The sequence below is a fragment of the Achromobacter sp. RT286_PF genome (assembly GCF_059760425.1).
Genome location: NZ_JCBAMR010000006.1, coordinates 143,006 through 167,357 on the forward strand (window position 1 = coordinate 143,006; position 24,352 = coordinate 167,357).

The window sequence follows — 24,352 nt, forward strand, 5'->3', positions numbered from 1 at the left end:
GACGCCTTGCTTTACAGCGGGACGCGTGCCACCCCCTGCCGGCGCGCGCCGGGCAAAGCCACCAGCAACACGATCGCGCCAGCTACCGTGGCAGTCCAGAATCCGGCTTGCACGCCATGGTGATCCACGACCCAGCCCGCTATCGCCGCGCCCGCCGCAACGCCGGCCCCCAGCCCGGTGACCAGCCAGGTCAGCCCCTCCGTCAGACGCTGGCCGGGCACGCTGCTTTCCACCAATGCCATCGCGATGATCATGGTGGGCGCGAAGGACAGGCCGGCCAGCAACACGCCCAACGCCAAGGTCACCAGGTCGTTCACCAGCAGCAGCGGCAACGTCGTGAATGCCGTCACGGCCGCCGCGATCGATAGCAGGCGGGCCAGCGGCATCCGGAACTTCATGACACCGAACACCAGCCCCGCCACGCACGAACCCAGTGCGTAGGTGGACAGCACAAGGCTTGCCCCCGCCGGCACGCCCTGAGCGCGGGCGAAGGCCACGCTCAAGACGTCGATGGTGCCCACGATGACGCCCATGGCCGCCATCATGGCCACCAGCGCGAACATCGACGGCATGCGCAACACCGACGCCTGCCGCCCGGCCGGGACGGCCTGCACCGTGGGCGCCGTGGCGGGCTGCAAGACGAAAGCCGTCACACCCACCGCCAACAGCAACGCGGCAACCAGCGGCCCCGCTTGCGGAAACAACGCCACGCTAAGGCCCACGGCCAAGGGCGGACCCAGGATGAAGCTGACCTCGTCAGCGACCGACTCCAGCGCATAGGCGGTACGCAGTTGCGGCTGGTCGCGAAAGATCTCGGTCCAACGCGCACGGATCATCGCGGGCATGCTGGGCAACGTGCCCGCCAGCGCGGCAAACAGGAACAGCGTCCAGTCCGGCGCGTTCCACTCTACGCAGGCCGATAAACCAAGCAATGCGGCCACGCAGATCCCCGCGGCGACGGGCAGCACGCGCCCTTGCCCATGACGGTCCACCAGCCGCGAAATGCGCGGGGCCAGCAACGCGGTCGCCAACGCAAACGTGGCGGCAACAGCGCCCGCCATGCCGTAAGCGCCCCGCACTTCCGACAGCATCGTGATGATGCCGATCCCGATCATCGGCAACGGCAGGCGCGCGATGGCGCCGGCCAGGACGAAACCAAGGGCGCCTGGCGCGTTGAATAACTCACGATACGGATTGGACACCGAAGACCTTTTGCTGATTGGGTGGACAGGCGGATCCTATTCACATACATTCCGTATGTCAATTAACCTGCGCACCGTATGTCATGGGAGACGCACATGCCCCGCACCCGCGCGGAAATGATCGAAGCGACTCGCGCCAAGCTGCTTGCCACCGCCCGTCACGCGTTCGAACACGTGGGTTATGCCGCCACGTCCATGGACGATCTGACCGCCCGGGTCGGGTTGACGCGAGGAGCCTTGTATCACCATTTCAATGACAAACAAGGCTTGCTTGCCGCGGTGGTCCAACAGATCGACGACGATATGGACCGGCGCTTGAAGGATATTTCGGATCAAGCTCCGGACGCGTGGACGGCGCTGCGCGAACGCTGCCACGCGTATTTGCGAATGGCAACCGAGCCGGCCATTCGGCGGATTGTGTTGCAAGACGCTCCGGCGGTGCTGGGCGCGGGGCCGAACGCGGCGCAGTCGCAGTGCATTGCCTCCATGGCGGCGTTGCTGAAGCAACTGATCGACGACGGGCTCATTGAAACCGCCGACCCCCGGGCCATCGCCAATTTCATCAATGGCGGGCTGACGGACAGCGCGTTATGGATCGCCGGTTCGGCCGGCGAATCGGATCGCCTTGATGATGCGCTGCACACCCTGGACTTGATGCTTCGTGGCTTGCGACGCAGGCCTTGATACGGTCCGGCTTCGGTCGGGGTCGGAGTCTGGACCCGGTCAGGAGCCGGATCGAGACACGCCGCAAGGAACCTCCCTTGCCCGCGTTGTGCGCTTTCTGCAACACACGTATTATCAAAGCATTTGCTTGTTTAAATTATCGGAGCGCCTGTGCCCACCAGCCCCATCCTTGAGCCCGCCGCCCCCAGCGCTTCGTGGGCCGACCTGCTTCAAGGCGCCAATGCCCTGCGGTCGATTGCCCTGGCGGGCGGCGTCGCGCTGCACGCCATCAACGTTTATATCGTCACCACCATCCTGCCCACGGTAATCGAGGACATAGGCGGCCTGGAGTACTACGCCTGGAACACGACGCTGTTCGTGGTGACGTCCATCATCGGATCCGCGCTGTCGGCCAAGCTGATCGAAACACTAGGGCCGCGCAGCGCCTACCTGTTCGCCGTGGCCGTCTTCAGCGCCGGAGCCGTCATCTGCGCGATGGCCCCGGGCATGCCGGTACTGCTGGCGGGACGCAGCGTGCAAGGGTTGGGCGGCGGCATTCTTTTCGCGTTGAGCTACGCATTGATCCGGCTGGTGTTCGACGCCCCGTTGTGGTCCCGCGCCATGGCCTTGGTGTCTTGCATGTGGGGCGTTGCAACACTGTCCGGGCCCGCCATCGGCGGGATATTCGCGCAGTCGGGAAACTGGCGGCTGGCGTTCTGGGCCCTGTTACCGGTTGCCGCCGTGCTGGCGTTGATCGTCGCATTCAAGGTGGGCGGACGGGCGTCGGTACCGCCTGCGCCGCGTTCGGTGCTGCCGCTGCGCACGTTGGCCTTGCTGGTCGCCTCCGTAATCGCCGTCACGCTGGCCAGCCTGTCGACGCAGCTAGTGTGGAACGTGGCGGGCATTGGGGCGGGGCTCATCATTGCCCTGCTTATCGCCCGGGTCGACGCCCGCGCTCGCCATCGCCTGCTGCCCACCGGCGCTTATAGCCTGCGCGCGCCGCTGGGCGCGTTGTACGCGACGATGTGCCTGGTGGTGGCCGCTATCGCCACCGAGATATTCGTGCCCTATTTCCTGCAAGTCATCCACGGCATGCCGCCGCTGAAGGCGGGCTACCTGACCGCTGCCATGGGCGCCGGCTGGACGCTGGCCGCCATGCCCAGTGCCACCCGGACGGGCCGCGACGCCGACCGGCTGATACGCATCAGCCCCATCGTGATCCTGGGGTCGCTGATCGGTCTGGGCATCATGACACCGCAGGCGTCACTGCTTGCCACCCCGGCCGGCCTTGGCGCGTACATTGTTGCGTTGGCGGGGGTGGGATTCGGCATCGGGCTGGCCTGGCCGCATCTGCTGACCAAAGTGTTCAACGCGGCGCCCAAGGGCGAAGAGACGCTGACGTCTTCGTCGATTACCACCGTGCAGCTCTACGCGGCGGCGGTAACGGCGGCGCTGGCCGGCGTGGTCGTCAATAGCGCGGGGCTTGCCGACCCTGGCGGTGTCGAAGGGGCTCGGCATGCCGCGGGCTGGCTGTTCGCGGCGTTTGCATTGATGCCGGCGCTGGCGCTGATCCTGCTGCCTCGCGTGACGCGGGCGGTGGCGCCGGGGCCGGATGCGTAACGCGCCTTGATTGGCGGCATCACGCAAGTCCACGCGATGCTGCCAATCGTCAGACCATTGGGACCGAAATACAGCAAAGGCGGTATGGAACGTCACGCGGGTCTTTGCTACGCTCAGAAGCACCTGCAAAAGGTGGCGCCCATGAGCAACAAGATTCGAGTCCTTTGCGTTCAACCGTCGTCGATGTCCGCGCGGTTCGCCTTCCTGACGATTGCGGTGCGATGGTCGCTGGGCGCCACCCCCCGCCCCACCCGGCTGATGATCGGGCCCCACGACCTGGAGCCCATCGGCTCCGAACCGGCCTTTTGGCGCTTTGCATTACGGCATGCGCTGACCGGGCAATCGTTTTTGGTGACGCGCGGCGGCCACTGGGATGTGGCGGCGGCGGTGGACGGTGACGAGGTCCATGCATTTGGCCGTAAATTCGCGCTTAGCCAATGCTTGTACTGAACGCTCTTTGTTCCAGGCGATTATTGTCAGCGCGTTGTTGCCAAGCCTACGCGCCGCATTCCGGCTTGCGGTGAAAAGCCGCCAGTTCCTCAGCTGTCCACCGCAGGCGTGCTTCGTCCTGGCAACACGAACGAAAAACCAAGGCGCCGACATCCAGGAAGCGGCTCACGTCCGCGTCGGTCAGCTTGCCCTGTACCTGCAACAGGCAGTCCGCATACGCGGACAACACGCCGTCCCAGCCGTCCAGCTGGTCCGGCGCGACCGGCTGGGAAATCATGCGCACCATCATTTCACTATGATCCATTCGGTGGTCCCCCCTCGGATACCGCACCGCCGGCCGCAGTGCTGCAACCGTTCGTAGAAGCTTCCAGCAAGTGTCATGCCCAAAACCGTGCACGCCGGTGTCTACCTACCGCCCGGGCGCCGCATCCGGCGCCCGGCCCCGCAACAGCGCGTCGGGATGGGCCTGAAGATAATCCGCCAACTGCCGCAACGATCGCGCCGCGCGACCCAACTCACGCAGCGCCGTATCGGTATTTAGCGGCAACGCGGACTCGGGGGCCAGCAACGCGCTCACGGCCGCCAACGACTGGTTTGCTTGCCTCAGCACGGCCTGCGCCTCTGGCGCCAGGTGCGTATCCAGCCGCTTGACCAGGCGCGATGCGCCCCGAAGCGCCCCGGCCAGTTCCGTACCGATGGCATCGAACGGCACCTTGTCGACCTTGGTCAGGATGCTGTTCAACTGCTGTTGCAGCTGGTCCAGGTTATTGCGCACGGTGGGGATGAACGGTCGATCTTCCATCTTGAAAGTGGCGGCGGGCGCATCAGGAAATTCCGCCAGCGCGACATACAGCTGGCCGGTCAACAAGTTGCCGATGCGCAACTGCGCCCGGGTGCCCCGTGCGACCAAGGCTGTCATCAACCTGCCGCTGGGGTGTTTGACATCCGGGCCCGCGAAGTTCTTGATCTGGTGGAACGTTTTGTCGCCCAGCCGCTCCGGGTACAGCGTGGCGGATACCAGCGCGTAGAACTGTTTGGCCGACTGATCAAAGTCCAGGTCGATGGCGTCCACCTTGCCGACCGTGACGCCATACGCGTCGACAGGCGCCCCCACCACCAGCCCCCGCACAGATTGATCGAAACGCATGCGCACGTGCAGCGGCGCGCCGTCCGGTTCGGCCCGGGCCGACTCTTCGCTGGAGAAAAGCGGGAACGCCGCGCCCGCCGCCGCGGGCTGGCTGGCCGCCCGTTCCAGGGTGTCGAATGCCACGCCCCCCACAATTACGGAAACCAGCGACTGGGACCGCATCTGCAAACCGCGCGCATCCACGCTGAAGTCGACGCCGCTGGCGTTCCAGAAGCGCGTGCTCTCATTGACGTAGGAATCGTTCGGCGCGTCGACGAACACCTGCACATCGACCCCATCGCCATCCTTGGCCAACCGGTAGTTCACCACCTGCCCCACGGCAATGCGGCGGTAGTACACGGGTGAGCCGACGTCCAGCGAGCCCAGATCGTTGGCGTGTAGCGTGAAGCGCTTTCCGGCCCGGTCCTGCGCAACCTCGGGCGGCACTTCCAGACCGGTGAATTCGCTTTTACGCTCGCTGCGGGCGCCGCCCTTGCCCTGGCCGCCGGCTGGGTCCAGGCCAATATACGAGCCCGACAACAGCGTGCCCAGGCCCGACACCCCGCTGAGCGTCAGCCGCGGGCGCACCACCCAAAATACCGTGCCGTCGCGCAACAGGTTGGCGGCGTCCTTGTCCACCCGGATCGTGACCACCACGCCCGTGCGGTCCTGGTTCAGGTTGACGCGTTCAACCAGGCCGACATTGACTTCCTTGTAGCGAACCTGCGTCTTGCCCGCTTCCAGGCCTTCGGCGGTCTGGAAGTGGACGGTAGCCGTGGGCCCTGCATTCAGCCAGGCCTGCACCACCAGCAGCAATCCGCCGATGACGGCCACCACCGGGACCAGCCAGATCCAGGAAACGCGGCGCCCCTTGCGCGGCGGCGTGCGAGCTGCGGCAGAACCAGACTCAGCCATCGAGGATGTCTCCTTCGTGTACGCGTCAGACCGGATCGCCCGTCAGCAAGCGCCTGGAATAGCGGGTAGCATGGCCCTCCTATTTGGAGGAAGTCAACGTGAATATCGCCATCCGCCCCGCCATCCCCTCGGATGCGGCCCAGATCTATGCCTTCATTACTGAACTGGCCGTGTACGAGCGCGCCGCGCACGAAGTAATCGCCAGCGCAGACGACGTCGCCCGTACCCTTTTTGCCCAGCAGGCGCCCGCCAAGGCGCTGATGTGCCTGGCGGATGGCAAACCTATCGGGTATGCGGTCTATTTCTACAGCTATTCCACCTGGCTCGGCAAGAACGGTATTTACCTGGAAGACCTGTACATCACGCCCGAGCATCGCGGCATCGGGGCCGGACGGGACCTGCTGCGCCACCTGGCGCAAGAAGCGGTGGCCAACGGCTGCGGGCGGCTGGAATGGAGCGTGCTGGACTGGAACAAGCCGGCAATCGACTTCTACGTATCGATCGGCGCGGTGCCGCTGGATGAGTGGGTCCGCTACCGCCTGACCGACGACGCGCTGAAAAGCTTTGCCGAAGGCCGCCGCCAAGCCGCCTAGAACTCGGGTAGGTCGAACAGCGTGTGCAAGGTCGAGCTAGGCACCGGCACGGACGCCAGCAGTTCGTGGCCGTCGTCGGTGGTCAGCACGCGCACGGGGCGCAGCGCCACGCTGGTGCCGTCCACGCTGATGGCGGTTTCCACGTCGGCCCCCTCCTTGATCACGTCAATCACCTCGGACGCCGAGGCCGTGACCGGCTCGGTGACCCAGCCTGGCACGCCCCGCTCGGCCTGGCCCCAGCGCACATAGGCAATGTGCCCGCTGATGGGCTCTTTTCGAACAGCGACGATTACGTAAAAAGACATCCGGGCCTCCCTGTAGTGGTGTGGCCTGGATCGTATAGCAAGCTGCCGTCGATGGCATGCCCGCGCGCGTCAGGGTTCGATATCGATGTCCGCAAAGGATTTCACCAGATCGTCCAGCTGCTTGAGCTGGGTCAGGAAGGGTTCCAGTTTGTCCAGCGGCAACGCGCTGGGTCCATCGCACTTGGCGTTCTTCGGGTCGGGGTGAGCCTCTAGAAACAGCCCCGCCAGGCCCACCGCCATGCCCGCGCGCGCCAGTTCGGCAACCTGCTCGCGGCGACCGCCCGAGGCGGCGTCCAAGGCGGAACGCTGCTGCAACGCGTGGGTCACGTCGAAAATCAAGGGCCGGTTGCCGGACACCTTTTTCATCACGCCGAAACCCAGCATGTCGACCACCAGGTTGTCGTAGCCGAAGCTGGTGCCGCGATCGCACAGGATCAGCTTGTCGTTGCCCGCTTCGGTGAACTTTTCAACGATGTTCAGCATCTGGGTCGGGCTGAGAAACTGCGGCTTCTTGATATTAACGATGCGCTGCGTCTTGGCCAGCGCCACCACCAGATCCGTCTGACGCGCCAGGAAGGCGGGCAATTGCAGGATGTCCACCACTTCAGCAACGGGCGCCGCCTGCCAGGGTTCGTGCACGTCGGTAATGACCGGCACGCCGAACTCTTTCTTGACGGCTTCGAAGATCTTCATGCCCTCTTCCAGGCCGGGACCCCGGTAGGAATGGATGGAAGATCGGTTGGCCTTGTCGAACGACGCCTTGAAAACGTACGGAATGCCCAGCTTTTGGGTCACGCGTTGATATTCTTCGCACGCGCGCAGCGCCAGATCCAGGGATTCCAGCACGTTGATGCCGCCAAACAGCACGAAGGGGCGGTCATTGGCGCAGTGGATCGACGAGGAAATTACGACTTCTGGTGCGGTCATGATGGGAAAATCCTGTAGGAATAAGGCAGGTGACAGTGCGTAATGTACAACCTGCCCCGCCCCGATTTCACCTCATGCGCCGATTTTTCCCCACCGCCCTCAGCGGCTGCGCAGCATCCGGCGCAACACCCCATCGTGCAAGGCGTAATGGTGAACCAACGCCGCCAGCGCATGCACCAAGGCCAACGCGATGATCGTCCACGCCACCGTGTCGTGCAGCCCACCAATGAAGTGGCGCTGTTCGCGGTCGATCGCAATCCACCGGGGCACGTCGAACAACCCGAAGAAAGCAAACGGTTCTCCCTGCGCCCAGCGAAACAGAAAGCCCAGCACGATCTGCGCGGCCATCAACAGGTACAGCAGCCCGTGTACGCCTGTACTAGCCAGGCCCATCAAGCCGGTGGCAGCGGGCGGCAGGCGCCGGCCACCAGTGGACCGCCACACGACGCGTAGCACGAACACCGCGGTGAACAGCAAGCCGAACGAAATGTGCAGCGATTGCAGCAGCCGACGGGTCGGCGTGCCGCGTGGCAGGAAGCTCCAGATTTCCGCCAGGGCAAACAAGCCCACGACCAGAATCGCCGTCAACCAATGCAACGCAATCGTCATGCGGTCATAGTGCGATGGGCCGGGGTAATTCGCCTGCAAGGGTGACGTCGTCATCGTGGGGATTTGAGCCTGAAAGGTAACCCCCCGAGCGTATTGAGTTCCGACTTACGGTGTCCTGAGCAAGCGCGCCGCATCCCCGCGGCGTTATCACTGGACGCGGCCCGGAACCGTGGCCACAATGACCCGTCGTGGACGGTCAAAGCGCCGTCCAGCATCTGATTGAAGGCGGGCACATGGGTTTTTTCGACACGCTGTTCCGGCGCAGGCCTACGCCGGATCAATTTGCCAAACTGTTCGTGGCGGCGGCTCGCAAGCAAGGCTTCGAGGGCGACCTGACTTACAAGGCCGATGAATTCCGCTTGCTGCTGGGCGAAGGTTCGTTCTTCAACCTGCACAACGCTTATCACGCTTACTACAACACCCGGGGCGCGCAGCAACAGCGCGCCTTGCAGGGTTTTGTCTCGGCCTTGGCCAGCAGCAAGCAGTCGACGCCGCAACAGGCCACGGTGGCGCGCCCCATGCTGCGGGCCGTTATCCGCAGCCGCACCGCCCTGGAAGACGTGCGCCTGCACCATGTGCGCACCGAAGGCGACGATTCCGCGTTCCATCCCGCCTACCTGCCCTTTGGCGAGGATTGCGTGGTGCTGCTGGCGCTGGACCACCCAGACGCCATCTCCACCCTGACCAACGGCCCCGAGGCCGCTTGGCAATTGACGTTCGACCAAGCCTTGGCGGTTGCCATCGACAACCTGCGCGACGCGCCGGACGACTTTGCCGAGATTGCTGCCGGCGTCTATCGGGGCGCCTGGGCAGACGGCTACGACATCAGCCGGGCCCTGCTGCCCGACATGATCGAACGTGTGCCGGTGCGGGGCCGGCCGGTGTTCATGGTGCCTACACGCGACGTGCTGTTGGTGGCCGGCGACAACGATGACGTTGGCTTGGCGAACATGGTGGAAGTGGCGCACCAAGCGCTCATGCAAGGGCGGTCGGTCAGCGCGCATATGTACCACTACGAAGATCGGCAACCGCTTCGATACGTGCCGAGCAACCCTGCGCTGGCGCAGCGGCTTGCGCATCTGGAGCGCCTGCTGGACAAATCCGAATACGACGCGCAGAAAGAGGCGCTGGACCATATCCACGAAGAACAGGGCCAGGACATTTTCGTGGCCAACTACAACCTCTTCACCAGCGACGAAGAGCCCGTCATGTCGTTTTCGCTGGCGTCCTGGACGCGCGGCGTGGACACGTCGCTGCCCAAGGTGGACCGTCTTGCGCTGGTGCGCCCAGACTCCGAGGACAACATCGGCGAAGTGCGCGTGGTGTCATGGGAACAGGCCGCGCACCTGCTGCAACCGCTGCTGGCGCGTGAAAAGGGCTACCCGGCGCGCTACCGCACGCAGGGCTTCCCGGAAGACGCGCAGATCGCGCAACTGGACGAAGTGCCGTAGAGACGGCGGGCTGGATTACCCGTTTTCAGCCCTTAAGCTGCCGCCCTTCCAGGCTCCACAGTTGCGGATCGCTGGTCGACACCCCCACCGCGCCGTGCCTCATGGCCGTGGCAATGTCCGCCTGGTTGCAGACAAAGCCCGACGCCACGATGGGCGGCAGGGCTTTCAGGTCTTGGGGGGCCATGTGCGCCAGCATCGGCGCCGGCATCAGCTGAACCAGGTTGGGGTCGCTTTGTTCCAGCGCCTTGACGCTGCGCGGCCAGGTAGAACGGTCGGTCACAAATACTTTTTGCATCGTGACCATACCGGCACGGTTGGCTCGCTGAATGGTGGCCACGCGGGTTGAAACCAGGCTGGCCACGCCGATATCAGCCAGGTATTCCACCCCGCCCTTGTCCTGCGACAGGCCTTCGCAGCTGTCGATATTGACGATCGCGAATTTGCCCGCGCGGTTCAAGGTGGCGATGACCGGCGCCAGCTTGCGCAACTCAACGTTGGCCACGATGCCGATCTCGGCCACGCTGCCCACGAACGTGTTGATTTGCTCAAGCCCATAAAGCGTCGCAATGACTGGATGACGCGCCAGGCATGCCCCAAATGACCTATCCATGGTTATCGACTTTCCTGACCATAATGGCGTTGATCGCTCAAGCCCAGCTTGCCGGGATTAAGAATGTTTTGCGGGTCCAACTGACGCTTGACCGCAAGCAGCACGTTAAAAGCGCTACCCAGCGATTCCTGCATGTATGGCGCCCGCAGCAGGCCCACGCCGTGATGATGGCTGAGCGCCGCATTGTATTTAATCAGCACGGCGTTGGCGGCATCCCATGCGGCGCGATACCACTGGGCGCGCCGCTCCACCTCGACGTCGCCGCGCAACGAAAAATACAGGCAGGCCCCGTCGACGTAAGCATGCGACTGGTGCGCGGAACCCGCCAACGTGCCGGGCACCGCGTTCACCGCCGCCACCACTTCACTGTAAATGGCGGACAGGTCGCTCCAGCGGCCCGACATTTCAAGCGTGTCGGCCACGAACCCGGGGCTGCGCTTGAAGCCCTCGGCGCTCTTGCCGGTCAGATAGCGCGTTTCCAGCCAGCGTTCAAAGATGGCGTCGCCGTCCAGCTTTTCGCCCAGTTCTTCGCAGACGCCTTCGCTGATCTGCATGACGGCGTCCACAATCTGGCGTGCGCCCTCGTCGGCCACCAGCAGCACGTTCAGGTCAGGTCGATTGAACTGCACCCCGCTTTCCAGTTCGTCATACAGGCGTAACGCCGCCGGGTTGGCGCCGCGCTGCATGATCTCGCGGCACGCGTCCAGGCCGATGGCGAATGTCTTGAAACCGTACGCTATGGCGCGGCCGTAATCGGGCAGGCGATGCAGCTTGAGGCGCAACCGCACGATCACGCCCAGCGTGCCTTCAGAGCCGATGAACAATTGCTGCAGGTCCGAGCCTACCGCCGCGCGGGAATAGCCGCCCACCGTGATCAGGCTGCCGTCGGCCAGTACAACGTCCATACCGAACACCATGTCTTCGATCTTGCCGTAGCGGGTGGACAACTGCCCTGCCCCCCGGCAAGCCGCCCAGCCGCCCACCGTGCTGATGCCGAACGACGACGGCCAATGGCCCATCGTCAGCCCGTATTCATTCTGGATGGTCTGTTCAAAGACGTCGCCGAACATGCCCGCTTCCACTTCCACGATCTGGCTTTCGCGGTCCACGCCGATCAGCTGGTTCAGCTGGCAGACGTCCAGCACGATGCCACCGCGCACCGGCAAGGCGGCCCCGGTGACATTGCTGCGCCCCGCCGACACCGTGACCGGGATGGCTTCGGCGTTGGCGTAACGCATGACCGCCTGCACCTGCTGCACCGATGACACCGTCACGATCACCGCTTGCGGCGTAGCAGGCTTGCCGCCGGTTTCCGACACCATGGACCCCGCCCACCAATCGCGCGTCCAGGCCACGACGTCGGCCGTGGCCGTCATGACGTTGTCGGCCACGTGCCGCAGGGCATCGACCTGCGCATCGCTGACGCGCACGGGGTCGCGTTGCAGGCCGGGTTCGGTGCCAGCGCCTGCGCCGGTCAAGGTGGCGGCATAGGCAGGCGGCGTGTGTGCGCCCACGACGTAATTGCCACGGTTGTAGCCGCGCTTGATGGCTTCTTTGCTGATCATTGTTCGTCTCCCATGAGTATGGATTTTTCGTGCTTGATGGCAGCCAGGTAGTCGTTCACCTGCTGCGCGATGGTGGCGGGCGGCAAACCAAGTTCCGCCTGCAAGATCTGTCCGACGCGGCCGGCGGCAAGCGCGGAGGCGTCGCGCGCCATCAGGCGCGTGCGCATGCGCCTGGCCAGCACGTCTTCAACGGTGCCGGCCATTTCATGGCGCACGGCGTAGAGCACCTCGGCTTCGGTGTAGGGCAAGCCGTCGACAATCGGCGTCAGCAAAGCCGGCGACGCCTGCATCAAGTCGCTGACAAAGCGCGCCTCGGTGCCATAGCGTTCGCCCAGATGCGCCGACATGCCGCCGGACGCCACGATGGCTTGCGGGTCGTATCCGGCGGCGCCCAGCAGATAGGCCTTCTTGGTCTGGCAGGCATTGCGCTGCCCCAGCACCTGTTGCGCGGCGTCGATGGTCTGTTCCGCCATATGCCGCGACGTGGTCAGCTTGCCGCCCACTATCGTTACCAGCCCGTCGCCGGACACGCGGATTTCGTGGTTGCGCTTGATCTCCAGCGTTTTGCCCCCGGGCGGCGCCACCAGGGGGCGACAGCCGGCGATGCTGCCCACCACGTCTTCGGCTTGCAGATCGGTCTTGAGCGCCGAGCGCGCGCCTTCCAGCAGGAAGTCCAGTTCGCGCCGCGTGCAATACACATCGTCCAGGTTTCCTTCGTAGTCTTCGTCGGTGGTACCCAGGTAAGACACGTCGCCCCAGCGCGTGATCGTGGCGCGCCGGCTGCGACCGGGCACGGGAATGGTCACCGTGCAATCGTTGCGGACCTTGATCCAGGGCACCGCCACGTGCACGCCCTTGGCCGGGCGCACGTGCAACACGGGTTCATCGCCTTTTTTCGCCCCGGTCCAATCGCGCAGCCAGACGCCCGTCGCCATGATGACGACCCGGGCGCGCGCGCGGATTTCTTTGTTGTCCGCGTGGATGATCGCGCCGTCCACCTTGCCGTGCGTGTCACGCGTGACCTCGATCGCCTTCGCATGATTGGCCACCGCCGCGCCGTGAAAGGCGGCGGTACGCGCCACCGTCAGCGTCAGGCGCGCATCGTCGACGCGGGCGTCGTAATACAGGAAACCGCCCAGCAGTCCGTCTTCCTTGAACGTTGGGCAATGCGACAGCACTTCGGCCGCCGTCAGCTTCTGGTGCAGGATGCCCTCGCGCCATCCGCCTGCCACGTCATACGTCCACAGCAGGCTTTCAAATGCCTTGGACAGGCGCTTGTCGAACACCCCGTCGCGTTCCAGGATGGGAAACAAAAACGGCAGACGCTGCACCAGATGCCGCGCGTTGCGCCGCAGCCGTTGGCGTTCATGCAGGGAATGGCGCACCAAGCCCAGGTTGCCCTGTTCGATATAGCGCAAGCCCCCATGCACCATCTTCGAGGACTTGGACGAGGTGCCCGAGGCGAAGTCGTCCTTTTCGATCAACGCCACGCGATAGCCGCGCAAGGCGGCGTCCAGCGCCGCATAGGCGCCGGTGATACCGCCCCCCACGATCAGGATGTCGAACTGCTCGCTGCCCAACCGATCCAGCTGTTCGTGCCGGTTCAGGCGCAGGGGTTCGGTGCTGGTCATGTCGGCCCGGTCCTTCCTGGGCTTTCTGGATAGCCACCCGATCATTTGTGCAATGCCTCCTGGTTGTCTTGCTTGAACTGTTTGACGTGGCCCAATTCCGACCCCACCCGGGCGTGCCACAAGGCGCGGCGGCGACGACGTTCGTCGGCGTCAACGGCGGGCCGAAACACGGCGTCGGTCACGATGGTTTTGCAGGCCTCGTGCAATGACGGCCACAGCAAGCCCGCCGAGCCCGCCAGATACGCGATGCCGCGCAAGCTGGCGCGATCGGCCTCTTGCATGCGACGAATGGGAATGCCGATCAAGTCCGCTTGAATCTGCAACAAGGGGTCGCTGCGCGACAGGCCGCCGCCCACGACCAGTTCGGACACCCGCACGCCGGAGGCTTGCTCGTCCGCTTCGATGCAGCTGGCCACCGAATGCGCGATGCCCTCCAGAATGGCGTAGGCCACTTCGGCCTGCGTCGTGGCCATCGATACGCCCGTCAGCGACGCGCGGGCCGCGGCTTCCATCCGGGGCACGCGCAGCCCGGTCAAGGCCGGCACGAAGGTCACGCCGTTCGACGCGTTCACCGTGTCGGCCAACGCGCTGATCTCGTGGGCGTCCTTGAACCATTTCAGCTTTTCGCAGACCCAGTTCAATGCCGACCCGGTTGTTGCCACAAAGGTTTCGACCGCGAAGTGCGACACGCCTGACTGACGCCGGGCCGTCATGGTCAACGACCCGTCGGACATGCCGGCTTCCAAGGGAGGTTCGGTGCCGATGACCAGGTCCACGAAGCTGCCCGTGCCATGCACACACATCGCCTGTCCCCGGTTCAGGCATCCCAGGCCGATGGCGCCCGCGTGCTGGTCGCCGGCCGACGCCAGGATTGGCACGTCGATACCCAAGAGCTCCGGACGAGTTCTACCGAAATCATCCGCGTCCTGGCGCAGGGTCGGCAGCAGCTCGTGCGGAAAGCCAAGCTCCTGAATCCACTCCAGGTAGTAACGATGGTCGGCAAGCACGTACGCGCCGGCGGAGGTCGCGTTCGTGGGCGTGGTCACGCATTCGCGCCGCTGTGAAAAATGCCACAGCAACCACGTGTCCACGGTGCCGAAGGCCAAGCGCTTGTCGCGCCACGCCTGGGCAACAAGCGGTGAATCGCGCAGGTGACGCGCCGCCCAGAGATACAACGAGCGCACCCCCACCGGCCGACCGACGCGCTCTCGCAACCGGGCGTCCCATTCCGGCGCCAGTTGGTCCAGTTCGTCGACAAAGCGCGTGTCTTGCCAGACCATGGCCGGGACCAGCGCACGCCCTGTCTGCGTGTCCCACAGCACGGCCGTGGCCCGTTGTGTGGCCAGCGCCAGCGCAGCAATTTCCTGCCCCTCGGCGACCGCTTGTGCGATGGCATCCCGGCAGACCTGGACGGTGCGGTCCAGGATGTCGTTAGCGTCCTGCTCCACAACACCCGGCCGGGGCGAGTCGACATGCAGCGCCACGTATTGCAGGCAAGATACATGGCCGTGCTGAGACACCGTGGCCGCCCGCGTGCCGGACGTGCCCTCGTCTATGGCCAGAATCACTTTGTTGTTTGTCATCGCGAGGCTTTCCCAATGGCGGGGTCCAGGGCAGGCAGCACGGCGTCGTCCTTGAACTGGGGCGCGTCGGCTTCGTTGTCCGGGTTGATGGGGGTGCGGGTGGGGTCCCACTTGATCGTGAAGCAGATGATGCTGGCGATCAGCGGCACGATGGAGAGAATCAGGAAGGTCTTTTCAAGGCCGTAGTTTTCGCGAAACAGCGGAAACACCAGCAGTCCGATCGCGGCCCCCGTGGAGCCCAGCGCGCCGATGATGCCGTTGGCGCCCGCGCGAAGTTCGCTGCGGAACGACAGCGACGACAGGCTCTTGCCGTTGGCCCCCGGCCCGCCCGAATGGAACAGGATGAACAGCGACGGCACCACAACGGCCAGCCACAGCGGCATCTTGCCGTGGAAGGTACCAAGGATCAGCAGCATCAGAAACACCGCGGCAAAGCCGAATGCCGACGCCCGGCGCAGGCCCAGCTTGCGGCCGATGTACGGCGACAGAAAGCCGCCAAAAATGCCGAACACGTTGAACACCAGCGCGCCGATGGTGGCGAAGACGAAGTCCTTGCCGAACAGCGCGGCGCTGATCAAGGGCAGATACCAGCCCACGGCGAAATACTGGATCGACTGGCCGATCTGGACCGTTGCCGCCAGGATCGTGCGCGGCAGGTAAACGCCACGAAAGATCAACAGCACGTTGGCAATGCCGCGCCTGGCCTGGTTGACCACCGGCACACGCTCGTGCATCGGCGCCGCCGCGAACGGCTGCCCGTAGATGCGCGTCATGGCGCGCGCCGCCTGCTCGACACGCTCTTTGCGGGCCAGCCAGATCGGGCTTTCCACCATGTAGCGCATTTGCAGCAGCAGGATCACGACCGCGAAGACGGCGGTAGCCGCAACCGAATAACGCCAGATGGAATCGCCCACATCCCATGAGAAAAACAACAGCGCCAGCAGCAGGTTCGTGCACACGGCCGTGTACCACATGCCCTGCCAGGTATTAAGGCGGCTTTTGAATTTAAGCGGGGTGAATTCGGCCAGGACGGCCATCGCGATGGCGAAGTCGATTCCGTAGGCGGCGCCTACGAAAAACCGGCCGACCAGAATGACTTCGAAGCTGGGTGCAAACATCACCAGCAGCGCGCCGATGACGGCCAGGAATTTTGCGATGACCAAGGGCCGGATCCGGCCCCAACGATCCGCCATCCAACCGCCGATGGGATTGAACGCAATGGCCACCCACGCGGCAAACGAGGTCATCAGCGCGACTTGACCGGCCGCAAGGCCCAGGTCGCGCGTCATGGGCCCCAGCCCCGCGCTTAACGCGGAGTTGGCAAACGCATCCAGGAACAGTCCACCCAGGGCCAGCCACCAGATCAGGCCTGCCCGCCCGGTGATAGCGGGGCGTGAGTCGATAAAAGCGATGACATCGTCGATGCCACGTATTTTTACGGTCGATGATTGCACAGTCGTCTCCTCTTGGAATTATTTCTGTAAGAGGTCGACGCAAACTGCGCGCAATAAAAGACCACCCTACAGATGGTCTTTTATCTAAATCTGTGCGGTGACTTTATGGGCTGGACATAGGGGTGTCAAGCCTTGCGGGCATCAGGATAAACCCTGGTCCGCGCGGCATATCGGGCTTGATTAACGCGGGCCCTGGGAAAGTATCCAAAGCGCTGGAAAAGTATATGGAACGCGGGGTTTTTATATCTTTTTCTTCTTATTTTTCAATGACTTGCAATAAATATTTAAGCTGTCAAACTACGCCCGCTCTTTGATCTTGGCTTCACCCTGCGGGCCCCCCGATTCCCGGCCCCGCCCCCCCGCCCCATTTCCCGAATAACAAAAACACATCGTGGCGCGACCTGGCATACACGCGCGCCATGCAGGCGCACGCCTGTTCGCAATACCCATGTCCATCGCAACCACATCGTTTCACCAAGGAGAAACCCATGCGCTTAATCACCGATCAAGAACTCAGCAATATGTCGACGGAAAACAAGCGTCGTCGCCATCAAGAACTGGACAAGAAATTGTCGGTGGCCGCCGATCGAGGCTGGGCATGCGTGCCGCGCATCGAAGCCAGCCGCGCCAAAGTCCATGCCGCCATCCTGATGGACGTGGAATTGGGCCGCGATGTCGAACCCAGAACCGAAAAGCGTCGCGACCGTATCAAGGTCAAGAACTGATAGCGGATTGAACGCCGTTGGTGCACCCCGGGGATGCATTCCGGGGATGCATTCGGGTAGTTAGCTAACCGGGGCACCAACGGCGCCGGCGCCAGGCCATCTATTGTGTGCGGAGGAATGCGGCCAAGATGGGGCTGAAAGACTGCAAATTCTAGTTGTTATGGGCAGTCAATCGGCACCCACCATTCCCGCTAAGCCGTTGATTCAAAAGCGCCTTGCCGGCACTCAGCACGGCCCCTGGGGGCCAAGCAACGGCTTTCAGTTGTATGGTGCGAAGGAGGGGACTCGAACCCCTACACCTGTTACGGCGTCAGGACCTAAACCTGGTGCGTCTACCAATTTCGCCACCTTCGCTAAAGGTCAAGCCCGCTATTGTAGCTTGCTTGTTAAAATCTTGCGTCATGAATCCGCGCCTCGATGCTTTACACCCCTACCCGTTCGAAAAATTGCGCGCGTTGCTGGCTTGCGCCGCCGCGCAGCAGAACGGTCTGACGCCTATCAACTTGTCGATTGGCGAGCCCAAGCACGCCGCGCCCGAATGCGTGGCGGACGCCATTCGCGGGCATATGGATGGGCTTTCCGTGTACCCGTCCACCAAGGGCGATCCCGCGCTGCGCCAGGCGATTTCTGCCTGGCTGGCGCGCCGTTACAGCATTCCCGCCCCAGACGCCGACACGCAGGTCTTGCCCGCCCTGGGTTCGCGCGAAGCGCTGTTCGCTTTTACCCAGACCGTGATTGACCCGTCCGCTGGGTCTGTCGTGATCTGCCCCAACCCGTTCTACCAAATCTACGAAGGTGCGACGCTGCTAGCCGGCGCCACGCCCTACTTCGTCAACGCCGATCCGTTGCGCAATTTTTCCAGCGACTGGAATCAGGTGCCTGACGCCGTCTGGAAGAAGACCCGGCTGGTGTTCGTGTGCTCGCCGGGCAACCCCGCCGGTAACGTCATGTCGCTGGATGAATGGGAAGTCCTCTTCAAGCTGTCCGACCGTTACGGCTTTGTGATTGCGTCGGACGAATGCTATTCCGAGATCTATCTGGACGAAGGCGATGCCCCCCTGGGCAGCCTGCAGGCGGCGCGCCGCCTGGGCCGGGACGACTACCGCAATCTGGTGGCGTTTTCCAGCCTGTCCAAGCGGTCCAACGTGCCAGGCTTGCGGTCGGGTTTTGTGGCGGGCGACGCCGCGCTGATCGGCCGGTTCCTTTTGTATCGCACGTATCATGGCAGTGCCATGAGCCCCCTGGTGTCGGCGGCCAGCATCGCGGCCTGGGCCGACGAGGCGCATGTGAAAGACAACCGCCGCCTGTATCGCGAAAAATTCGACGCGGTCGTCCCCATACTTGAAAACGTGCTGGATGTGTCACGCCCGAAAGCCTCTTTCTACCTATGGGCGGCCACGCCGGGCTCGGATACGGCGTTTGTGCGCGACCTTTATGGCCGTACCGGTGTTACCGTTCTGCCGGGCAGTTTCCTGGCGCGGGAAGCGCATGGCGTCAATCCCGGCCACGGCCGCATCCGTATTGCGTTGGTGGCGCCTTTGGCTGATTGCGTGCAAGCAGCCGAACGCATCGCCCATTTTGTACATACTTCTGTTTGATCAACCTTTAAAAGCTGAGCCGCTATGACTCTCGACCTGCAGACCACCATCGAAAAAGCCTGGGACGACCGGACCAACCTGACTCCCTCCGACGCCAGCGCCGAAGTGCGCGAAGCGGTGGAACACACCATCGACGGGCTGGATCTGGGCCGCCTGCGCGTGGCTGAGAAAATCAACGACGACTGGGTCGTGCACCAGTGGATCAAAAAGGCCGTGTTGCTGTCGTTCCGCCTGAACGAGAACGCCATCATGGGCCAGGCGCCGCTGCAGTTCTACGACAAGGTGCCGCTCAAGTTCTCGGAATACGGCGACAACGCCTTCAAGCAAGGCGGCTACCGCGTGGTGCCGCCCGCTGTCGCGCGCCGCGGCTCGTTCATCGGCCGCAACGTCGTGCTGATGCCCTCCTATGTGAACATCGGCGCCTACGTTGACGAAGGCACCATGGTTGACACCTGGGCCACCGTCGGCTCTTGCGCGCAGATCGGCAAGAACGTGCACCTGTCGGGTGGCGTGGGCATCGGCGGCGTGCTGGAACCCCTGCAAGCCAACCCCACCATCATCGAAGACAACTGCTTCATTGGCGCCCGCTCGGAAGTCGTCGAAGGCGTGATCGTGGAAGAAAACTCGGTCTTGGCCATGGGCGTGTTCCTGTCGCAAAGCACCAAGATTTTCGATCGCGCCACGGGCAAGATCACCTACGGCCGCGTGCCGTCGGGTTCCGTCGTGGTGCCGGGCTCGCTGCCGTCGGCCGACGGCTCGCACAGCCTGGCTTGCGCCGTCATCGTCAAGCGTGTCGACGCGCAAACGCGCGCCAAGACCAGCATCAATGATCTGCTGAGGGCGTAATGAGCACGTCAGCCGTACTGGATCTGGTCAAGGACCTGATCGCCCGCCCGTCGGTCACGCCGGCGGATGAAGACTGCCAGGCGGCGTTGGCCGCCCGGCTCGAGCGCATCGGCTTCACGTGCGAAACCATCGCACAGGGCGGCGTCACCAATCTGTGGGCACGTCGCGGCAGCGCCGCGCCGCTGACCGTGTTTGCCGGTCACACCGATGTGGTGCCTCCGGGTCCACGCGAAAAGTGGGATAGCGACCCGTTCGTGCCCACTGAACGCGACGGCTGGCTGTACGGCCGTGGGGCGGCCGACATGAAAAGCTCGATTGCTGCCTTCGTGGTGGCGGCCGAGGAATTCGTGGCGGCCCACCCGCAGCATGACGGTTCGATCGCGCTGCTGATCACGTCCGACGAAGAAGGCCCGTCCATCGACGGCACCGCCATCGTCTGCGACGCATTGAAGGCGCGCGGCGAAAAGCTGGATTACTGCATCGTCGGCGAACCGACTTCCGGCGACGTGCTGGGCGACACCTGCAAAAATGGTCGCCGCGGCTCGTTGTCGGGCAAGTTGACGGTCAAGGGCATCCAGGGCCACGTCGCCTACCCGCATCTGGCGCGCAACCCCGTGCACCAGTTGTCGCCCGCGTTGGCCGAAATCGTCTCGATTGAATGGGACCAGGGCAACGAGTATTTTCCGCCCACGACGTTCCAGGTGTCGAACCTGAACTCGGGCACCGGCGCCACCAACGTGGTTCCCGGCGAAGCGGTTGCGTTGTTTAACTTCCGTTTCTCCACGGCCAGCACGCCTGAAAGCCTGAAGGCGCGCGTGCACGCCGTGCTGGATAAGCACGGCCTGGAATACGAGCTGGACTGGGACTTGGGCGGCGAGCCCTTCCTGACCCCGCGCGGCTCGTTGACCGATGCGCTGGTGCAGGCGATTCACAGCGAAACCGGCGTGACCGCCGAACTGTCCACCACGGGTGGCACGTCCGATGGCCGCTTCATCGCCAAGATTTGCCCGCAGGTGATCGAGTTCGGTCCCGGCAACGCCACGATCCACAAGGTGAATGAGCGCGTCGAAGTGGCTTCGCTGGAACCGCTGAAAAACATCTATCGGCGCACGCTGGAAAACCTGCTGCTGAAATAAAGAGACCCCCGCGCTTCGCACGCTGCGCAAGCGCTCTGCCCCCTTCACAGGGGGCGTGTTTTTTCCCGGTTCGGCATGCTGGACGGGGATATAAGGCCTGTTATGTATCAATCCGCCCGCCAAGAATTGCTGACGCTGCGCGACCTGATCCGCTATGGTGTGTCGCGCCTGAACAGCGCCCAGGTGGCGCTGGGGCACGGCAGCGATAACGCCTGGGACGAGGCCGTCTATCTGACGCTGCACGCGCTGCACCTGCCGCTGGACACGCTTGACCCGTTCCTGGACGCCCGCGTGGTCCGTGAAGAACGCGACCGCGTGCTGGACCTGCTGGAACGCCGCGTGACCGAGCGCGTGCCCGCGGCCTACCTGACCAACGAGGCCTGGCTGCGCGGCCACCGCTTCTACGTGGACCAGCGCGTCATCGTGCCGCGTTCGCCCATTGCCGAACTGCTGGACGCAGGGCTGTCCCCGTGGTTCCAGGACCCTTACGCCGTGGAAAATGTGCTGGACATGTGCACCGGGTCGGGTTGCCTGGCCATCCTGTCGGCCATGGCCTTCCCCAATGCCCACGTTGACGCGGTGGACGTGTCGGCCGATGCGCTGGAAGTTGCCCGCCGCAACGTCGACGACTACGGCCTGGCCGACCGTCTGGACCTGCATGCCAGCAACCTCTTCGACAATCTGCCGGCTTGCCAGTACGACGTCATCATCTGCAATCCGCCCTATGTGAACAGCGGTTCGATGGACGTGCTGCCCCAGGAATACCGTCATGAGCCGCAGCTGGCCTTGGCGGGTGGCGACGACGGCATGGACCTGGTGCGGCGCATCCTGGCGTCGGCACCACAGTACCTGGCACCTGAAGGCGTGATCGTGCTTGAGATCGGTCACGAGCGCGACTTCTTCGAAGCCGCCTTCCCGCAGCTCTCGCCCGTCTGGCTGGACACGGAAGAAGCGTCGGACCAGATCCTGCTGCTTACCCGAGAGCAACTCAGCCTGTGATACGCGCCACTGGATTGACCCTGCGCCGCGGCACGAAAGTGCTGTTAGATAGCGCTGAATTTGTCGTACACCCCGGCGAGCGCGTCGGCATCGTTGGCAAGAACGGCGCAGGCAAGTCCTCGCTGTTCGCGCTGCTGACCGGCGCGCTGGACCTGGATGCCGGCACCGTGAACCTGCCGGCGGGCTGGCGCATTGCCAGCGTCAAGCAAGAGTTGGACGCCGACGACCGCCCGGCTCGTGAATTTGTCATCGACGGCGACACGCACTTGCGCGAATTGCAGGCGCGCCGCGCCGAACTGACGGACGACCAAGGCACGCAAATCGCCGAAGTGGAAGCGGCGCTGATCGAAGCCGGCGCCTGGAGCGCCGCCTCGCGCGCAGAGCAGTTGCTGGCCGGCCTGGGCTTCAAGCCCAACGAATGGATGCTGCCGGTCGAAAGCTTCTCGGGCGGCTGGCGCATGCGCCTGGCACTGGCCAGCGCGCTGATGGCCCCTTCCGAATTGCTGCTGCTGGACGAACCCACGAACCACCTGGATCTGGACGCGATGCTGTGGCTGGAGAAATGGCTGGGGGCCTATCCCGGCACCGTCATGCTGATTTCCCACGACACGGAATTCCTGGACGCGGTGGCCAAGTCCATCCTGCATTTCGACCACGCCAAACTGGTGCGGTATCGCGGTGGCTACGGTGATTTCCTGACGCAACGCGCCGAGCGCCTGCGCCAGACCAACATCGCCTACGAACGCCAGACGCGCGAGACGGCCCGCCTGCAAGGGTTTATCGACCGCTTTAAAGCCAAGGCTTCCAAGGCGAAGCAGGCGCAAAGCCGCGTCAAGGCGCTGGCGCGCATGCAGGTGCTGGCGCCGCTGCACGCTGAAGCCGGCATCGACATCCGCATCCCCTCGCCCGACCAGGTGCCCGACCCGCTGTTGACGCTGGAACACCTGTCGGCCGGGTATACGGACGCGGCAGGCAACGCCATTCCGATTCTGCGCGATGTGACGTTGATGGTTCGCGCGGGCAGCCGTGTCGGCGTGCTGGGGGCCAACGGCGCCGGCAAAAGTACCCTGATCAAGACGCTGGCCGAAGAGATCCCTGTGCAAGCAGGCGAACGGCGTGCCTCGCGTGGCTTGGCGATTGGCTACTTTCACCAGCATCAGCTGGATATGCTGGACGTGGACAGCACGCCTATCGCCCATCTGGCACGGCTGGCGCCGGACACGCGCGAACAAGAGCTGCGCAATTACCTAGGCGGCTTCGGCTTTTCGGGCGACACGGTCACCAGCAAAGTCGGCCCGATGTCCGGTGGCGAAAAAGCACGCCTGGCGTTGTCCTTGATTGTCTGGCAAAAACCCAATCTGCTGCTGCTGGACGAACCCAGCAACCACTTGGATGTCGAAACGCGCGAAGCCCTGGCCGCCGCGCTTGCCGACTTCGGCGGCAGCATGCTGCTGGTATCGCACGACCGGCACCTGCTGCGTACTACCGTGGACAGCTTCTGGATTGTCGCGGATGGCGCGGTGCGCGAATTCGATGGGGACCTGGAAGACTACCGCGACTGGCTGGCCGCCCGCAACGCCGGCGAACGCGCCGAAGCCGCGCGCGAAAATGCCGACGGCAGCGAACCCGTCGTGGACCGCAAGGCGCAACGCCGCGCTGAAGCCGAACAGCGCCAACGCCTATCCGCACTGCGCAAACCGCTGGAGTCGAAGTTGGCCAAGGTCGAGGCCGAGATGGAAAAGCTGCGCGTCAAATTGCACGCGCTTGACGCCATCATTGCCGACGCCGACCTGTATTCAGACGCCCGCCGCGCCGAGCGCCAAAAGGTCATGGCCGAGCACGGCGAACACGGCAAGCGCATGGACGAGCTGGAAGAGCAATGGCTGGAAATCCAGGGTTCGCTGGAAGAAATCGACCAAAGCGAAGGATGATCCAAACGCACGGCTGCAACCGCTGCAAAACCCGCAACAGCGGCACAGCGGCACCAGCTTGGATCGCTATGGAAAACGGGGGGCCGACTGGCCCCCCGCTTCTTTTATTACGAGTAAGGACGTTCGCGCAGGCGGGTGTGGTGATCGATCACCGTGTCGATCACCTCGCGCAGAATGGTCTCGGCCAACGCGGGCGGCACGCCAGCCTCTTCCGCCAGGCGTCGAATGCGTTCGACCTGTTGGCTTTCCCGTTGCGGGTCCACCAGGTCCATTCCGTGATTGGTTTTCAATTCACCAATCATGTCCGTGCAGCGAAACCGCACGCCCAACAGCAGCATGATCTGCTGGTCGATTTCATCGACCTCGGCACGCAGGGACGCCAGCTCGGCTTTCGGAGACTCGTTGTTGGCCAT

General features: G+C 63.9%; 23 protein-coding genes and 1 tRNA gene. 11 read left to right on the forward strand and 13 right to left on the reverse strand.

All coding sequences use genetic code 11. The annotated features are described in order from the left end of the window. Positions 1 to 11 precede the first annotated feature (11 nt). On the reverse strand, positions 12 to 1,202 hold the full coding sequence (locus AC6LJY_RS07885) for an MFS transporter (protein WP_498135680.1): 1,191 nt from the start codon (positions 1,200 to 1,202) through the stop codon (positions 12 to 14). A gap of 96 nt (positions 1,203 to 1,298) precedes the next feature. Here AC6LJY_RS07885 and AC6LJY_RS07890 point away from each other — a divergent pair, with 96 nt between their 5' ends. The 3 genes from AC6LJY_RS07890 to AC6LJY_RS07900 all read left to right on the forward strand — a co-directional run bounded on the left by AC6LJY_RS07890 (position 1,299) and on the right by AC6LJY_RS07900 (position 3,935). Continuing rightward, positions 1,299 to 1,886, forward strand: coding sequence for a TetR/AcrR family transcriptional regulator (locus AC6LJY_RS07890; protein ID WP_314358998.1), 588 nt, complete (start codon positions 1,299 to 1,301; stop codon positions 1,884 to 1,886). 150 nt (positions 1,887 to 2,036) lie between these two features. Then, positions 2,037 to 3,485 carry an MFS transporter gene (locus AC6LJY_RS07895; protein ID WP_498135681.1) on the forward strand — a complete coding sequence of 483 codons (1,449 nt, stop codon included), beginning with the start codon at positions 2,037 to 2,039 and terminating at the stop codon, positions 3,483 to 3,485. Between the two features lie 141 nt (positions 3,486 to 3,626). Next, entirely contained in the window at positions 3,627 to 3,935 is a 309-nt protein-coding gene (locus tag AC6LJY_RS07900) for a hypothetical protein (protein WP_498135682.1), read from the forward strand. Positions 3,936 to 3,981: 46 nt separating this feature from the next. Here the strand turns inward: AC6LJY_RS07900 and AC6LJY_RS07905 are convergent, their stop codons facing one another. Both AC6LJY_RS07905 and AC6LJY_RS07910 read right to left on the reverse strand, forming a co-directional pair. Next, a complete protein-coding gene (locus AC6LJY_RS07905; RefSeq protein ID WP_046805812.1) occupies positions 3,982 to 4,239 on the reverse strand; it encodes a hypothetical protein in 258 nt (85 codons plus the stop codon). A gap of 105 nt (positions 4,240 to 4,344) precedes the next feature. After that, positions 4,345 to 5,976, reverse strand: a complete 1,632-nt coding sequence (locus AC6LJY_RS07910; RefSeq protein WP_120156172.1) for a PqiB family protein — start codon at positions 5,974 to 5,976, stop codon at positions 4,345 to 4,347. Between the two features lie 98 nt (positions 5,977 to 6,074). Here AC6LJY_RS07910 and AC6LJY_RS07915 point away from each other — a divergent pair, with 98 nt between their 5' ends. Beyond that, positions 6,075 to 6,569 carry a GNAT family N-acetyltransferase gene (locus tag AC6LJY_RS07915; RefSeq protein WP_498135683.1) on the forward strand — a complete coding sequence of 165 codons (495 nt, stop codon included), beginning with the start codon at positions 6,075 to 6,077 and terminating at the stop codon, positions 6,567 to 6,569. On the opposite strand, the gene AC6LJY_RS07920 is transcribed toward AC6LJY_RS07915, so the two are convergent. The 3 genes from AC6LJY_RS07920 to AC6LJY_RS07930 all read right to left on the reverse strand — a co-directional run bounded on the left by AC6LJY_RS07920 (position 6,566) and on the right by AC6LJY_RS07930 (position 8,464). Continuing rightward, positions 6,566 to 6,874: a carbohydrate isomerase gene (locus AC6LJY_RS07920; RefSeq protein ID WP_046805814.1), complete on the reverse strand. Its 309-nt coding sequence runs from the start codon at positions 6,872 to 6,874 to the stop codon at positions 6,566 to 6,568. The two genes, AC6LJY_RS07915 and AC6LJY_RS07920, sit on opposite strands and share 4 nt — an antisense overlap. A 69-nt stretch (positions 6,875 to 6,943) precedes the next feature. Next, positions 6,944 to 7,801 carry a 3-deoxy-8-phosphooctulonate synthase gene (kdsA, locus tag AC6LJY_RS07925; RefSeq protein ID WP_104145006.1) on the reverse strand — a complete coding sequence of 286 codons (858 nt, stop codon included), beginning with the start codon at positions 7,799 to 7,801 and terminating at the stop codon, positions 6,944 to 6,946. Between the two features lie 99 nt (positions 7,802 to 7,900). Further along, a complete protein-coding gene (locus tag AC6LJY_RS07930) occupies positions 7,901 to 8,464 on the reverse strand; it encodes a cytochrome b (RefSeq protein WP_219990417.1) in 564 nt (187 codons plus the stop codon). A 134-nt stretch (positions 8,465 to 8,598) separates the two neighbouring features. Here AC6LJY_RS07930 and AC6LJY_RS07935 point away from each other — a divergent pair, with 134 nt between their 5' ends. Continuing rightward, on the forward strand, positions 8,599 to 9,861 hold the full coding sequence (locus tag AC6LJY_RS07935; RefSeq protein ID WP_498135684.1) for a DUF1444 domain-containing protein: 1,263 nt from the start codon (positions 8,599 to 8,601) through the stop codon (positions 9,859 to 9,861). Positions 9,862 to 9,886: 25 nt separating this feature from the next. On the opposite strand, the gene AC6LJY_RS07940 is transcribed toward AC6LJY_RS07935, so the two are convergent. The 5 genes from AC6LJY_RS07940 to AC6LJY_RS07960 are packed head-to-tail and all read right to left on the reverse strand — an operon-like array spanning position 9,887 to position 16,704. Continuing rightward, complete coding sequence (locus tag AC6LJY_RS07940; protein ID WP_104145005.1) at positions 9,887 to 10,471, reverse strand: glycerol-3-phosphate responsive antiterminator; 585 nt, start codon at positions 10,469 to 10,471, stop codon at positions 9,887 to 9,889. 2 nt (positions 10,472 to 10,473) lie between these two features. Next, complete coding sequence (locus AC6LJY_RS07945) at positions 10,474 to 12,036, reverse strand: FAD-binding oxidoreductase (protein ID WP_498135685.1); 1,563 nt, start codon at positions 12,034 to 12,036, stop codon at positions 10,474 to 10,476. Then, complete coding sequence (locus AC6LJY_RS07950) at positions 12,033 to 13,712, reverse strand: glycerol-3-phosphate dehydrogenase/oxidase (RefSeq protein WP_046805819.1); 1,680 nt, start codon at positions 13,710 to 13,712, stop codon at positions 12,033 to 12,035. The genes AC6LJY_RS07945 and AC6LJY_RS07950 overlap by 4 nt, the downstream gene beginning before the upstream one ends. Continuing rightward, positions 13,709 to 15,250, reverse strand: a complete 1,542-nt coding sequence (locus AC6LJY_RS07955) for an FGGY family carbohydrate kinase (RefSeq protein WP_498135686.1) — start codon at positions 15,248 to 15,250, stop codon at positions 13,709 to 13,711. Before AC6LJY_RS07955 ends, AC6LJY_RS07950 begins: the two co-directional genes overlap by 4 nt. Then, a complete protein-coding gene (locus AC6LJY_RS07960) occupies positions 15,247 to 16,704 on the reverse strand; it encodes an MFS transporter (protein WP_498135687.1) in 1,458 nt (485 codons plus the stop codon). Before AC6LJY_RS07960 ends, AC6LJY_RS07955 begins: the two co-directional genes overlap by 4 nt. 488 nt (positions 16,705 to 17,192) lie before the next feature. On the opposite strand from AC6LJY_RS07960, the gene AC6LJY_RS07965 reads away from it, so the two are divergent. Then, complete coding sequence (locus AC6LJY_RS07965) at positions 17,193 to 17,429, forward strand: hypothetical protein (protein WP_046804655.1); 237 nt, start codon at positions 17,193 to 17,195, stop codon at positions 17,427 to 17,429. A 267-nt stretch (positions 17,430 to 17,696) separates the two neighbouring features. On the opposite strand, the gene AC6LJY_RS07970 is transcribed toward AC6LJY_RS07965, so the two are convergent. Beyond that, positions 17,697 to 17,783: transfer RNA gene (locus AC6LJY_RS07970), tRNA-Leu, on the reverse strand. Positions 17,784 to 17,830: 47 nt separating this feature from the next. Between AC6LJY_RS07970 and dapC the strand changes: the two genes are divergently transcribed. From dapC to AC6LJY_RS07995, 5 genes are all read left to right on the forward strand, one after another. After that, the gene (dapC, locus tag AC6LJY_RS07975; protein WP_046804656.1) at positions 17,831 to 19,027 is read left to right on the forward strand and encodes a succinyldiaminopimelate transaminase; all 1,197 of its coding nucleotides are present in this window, start codon (positions 17,831 to 17,833) and stop codon (positions 19,025 to 19,027) included. 24 nt (positions 19,028 to 19,051) lie between these two features. Continuing rightward, positions 19,052 to 19,873 (forward strand): 2,3,4,5-tetrahydropyridine-2,6-dicarboxylate N-succinyltransferase, encoded by an 822-nt coding sequence (gene dapD / locus AC6LJY_RS07980; RefSeq protein WP_314359129.1) that lies wholly within the window; start codon positions 19,052 to 19,054, stop codon positions 19,871 to 19,873. Then, on the forward strand, positions 19,873 to 21,009 hold the full coding sequence (gene dapE / locus AC6LJY_RS07985) for a succinyl-diaminopimelate desuccinylase (protein ID WP_046804658.1): 1,137 nt from the start codon (positions 19,873 to 19,875) through the stop codon (positions 21,007 to 21,009). The genes dapD and dapE overlap by 1 nt, the downstream gene beginning before the upstream one ends. A gap of 102 nt (positions 21,010 to 21,111) precedes the next feature. Then, positions 21,112 to 22,008, forward strand: coding sequence for a 50S ribosomal protein L3 N(5)-glutamine methyltransferase (gene prmB, locus AC6LJY_RS07990; protein ID WP_498135688.1), 897 nt, complete (start codon positions 21,112 to 21,114; stop codon positions 22,006 to 22,008). Continuing rightward, the gene (locus tag AC6LJY_RS07995) at positions 22,005 to 23,939 is read left to right on the forward strand and encodes an ABC-F family ATP-binding cassette domain-containing protein (RefSeq protein ID WP_104144453.1); all 1,935 of its coding nucleotides are present in this window, start codon (positions 22,005 to 22,007) and stop codon (positions 23,937 to 23,939) included. Before prmB ends, AC6LJY_RS07995 begins: the two co-directional genes overlap by 4 nt. 107 nt (positions 23,940 to 24,046) lie before the next feature. Here AC6LJY_RS07995 and AC6LJY_RS08000 read toward each other — a convergent pair whose 3' ends face one another. Continuing rightward, a complete protein-coding gene (locus AC6LJY_RS08000) occupies positions 24,047 to 24,352 on the reverse strand; it encodes a chorismate mutase (protein WP_046804661.1) in 306 nt (101 codons plus the stop codon).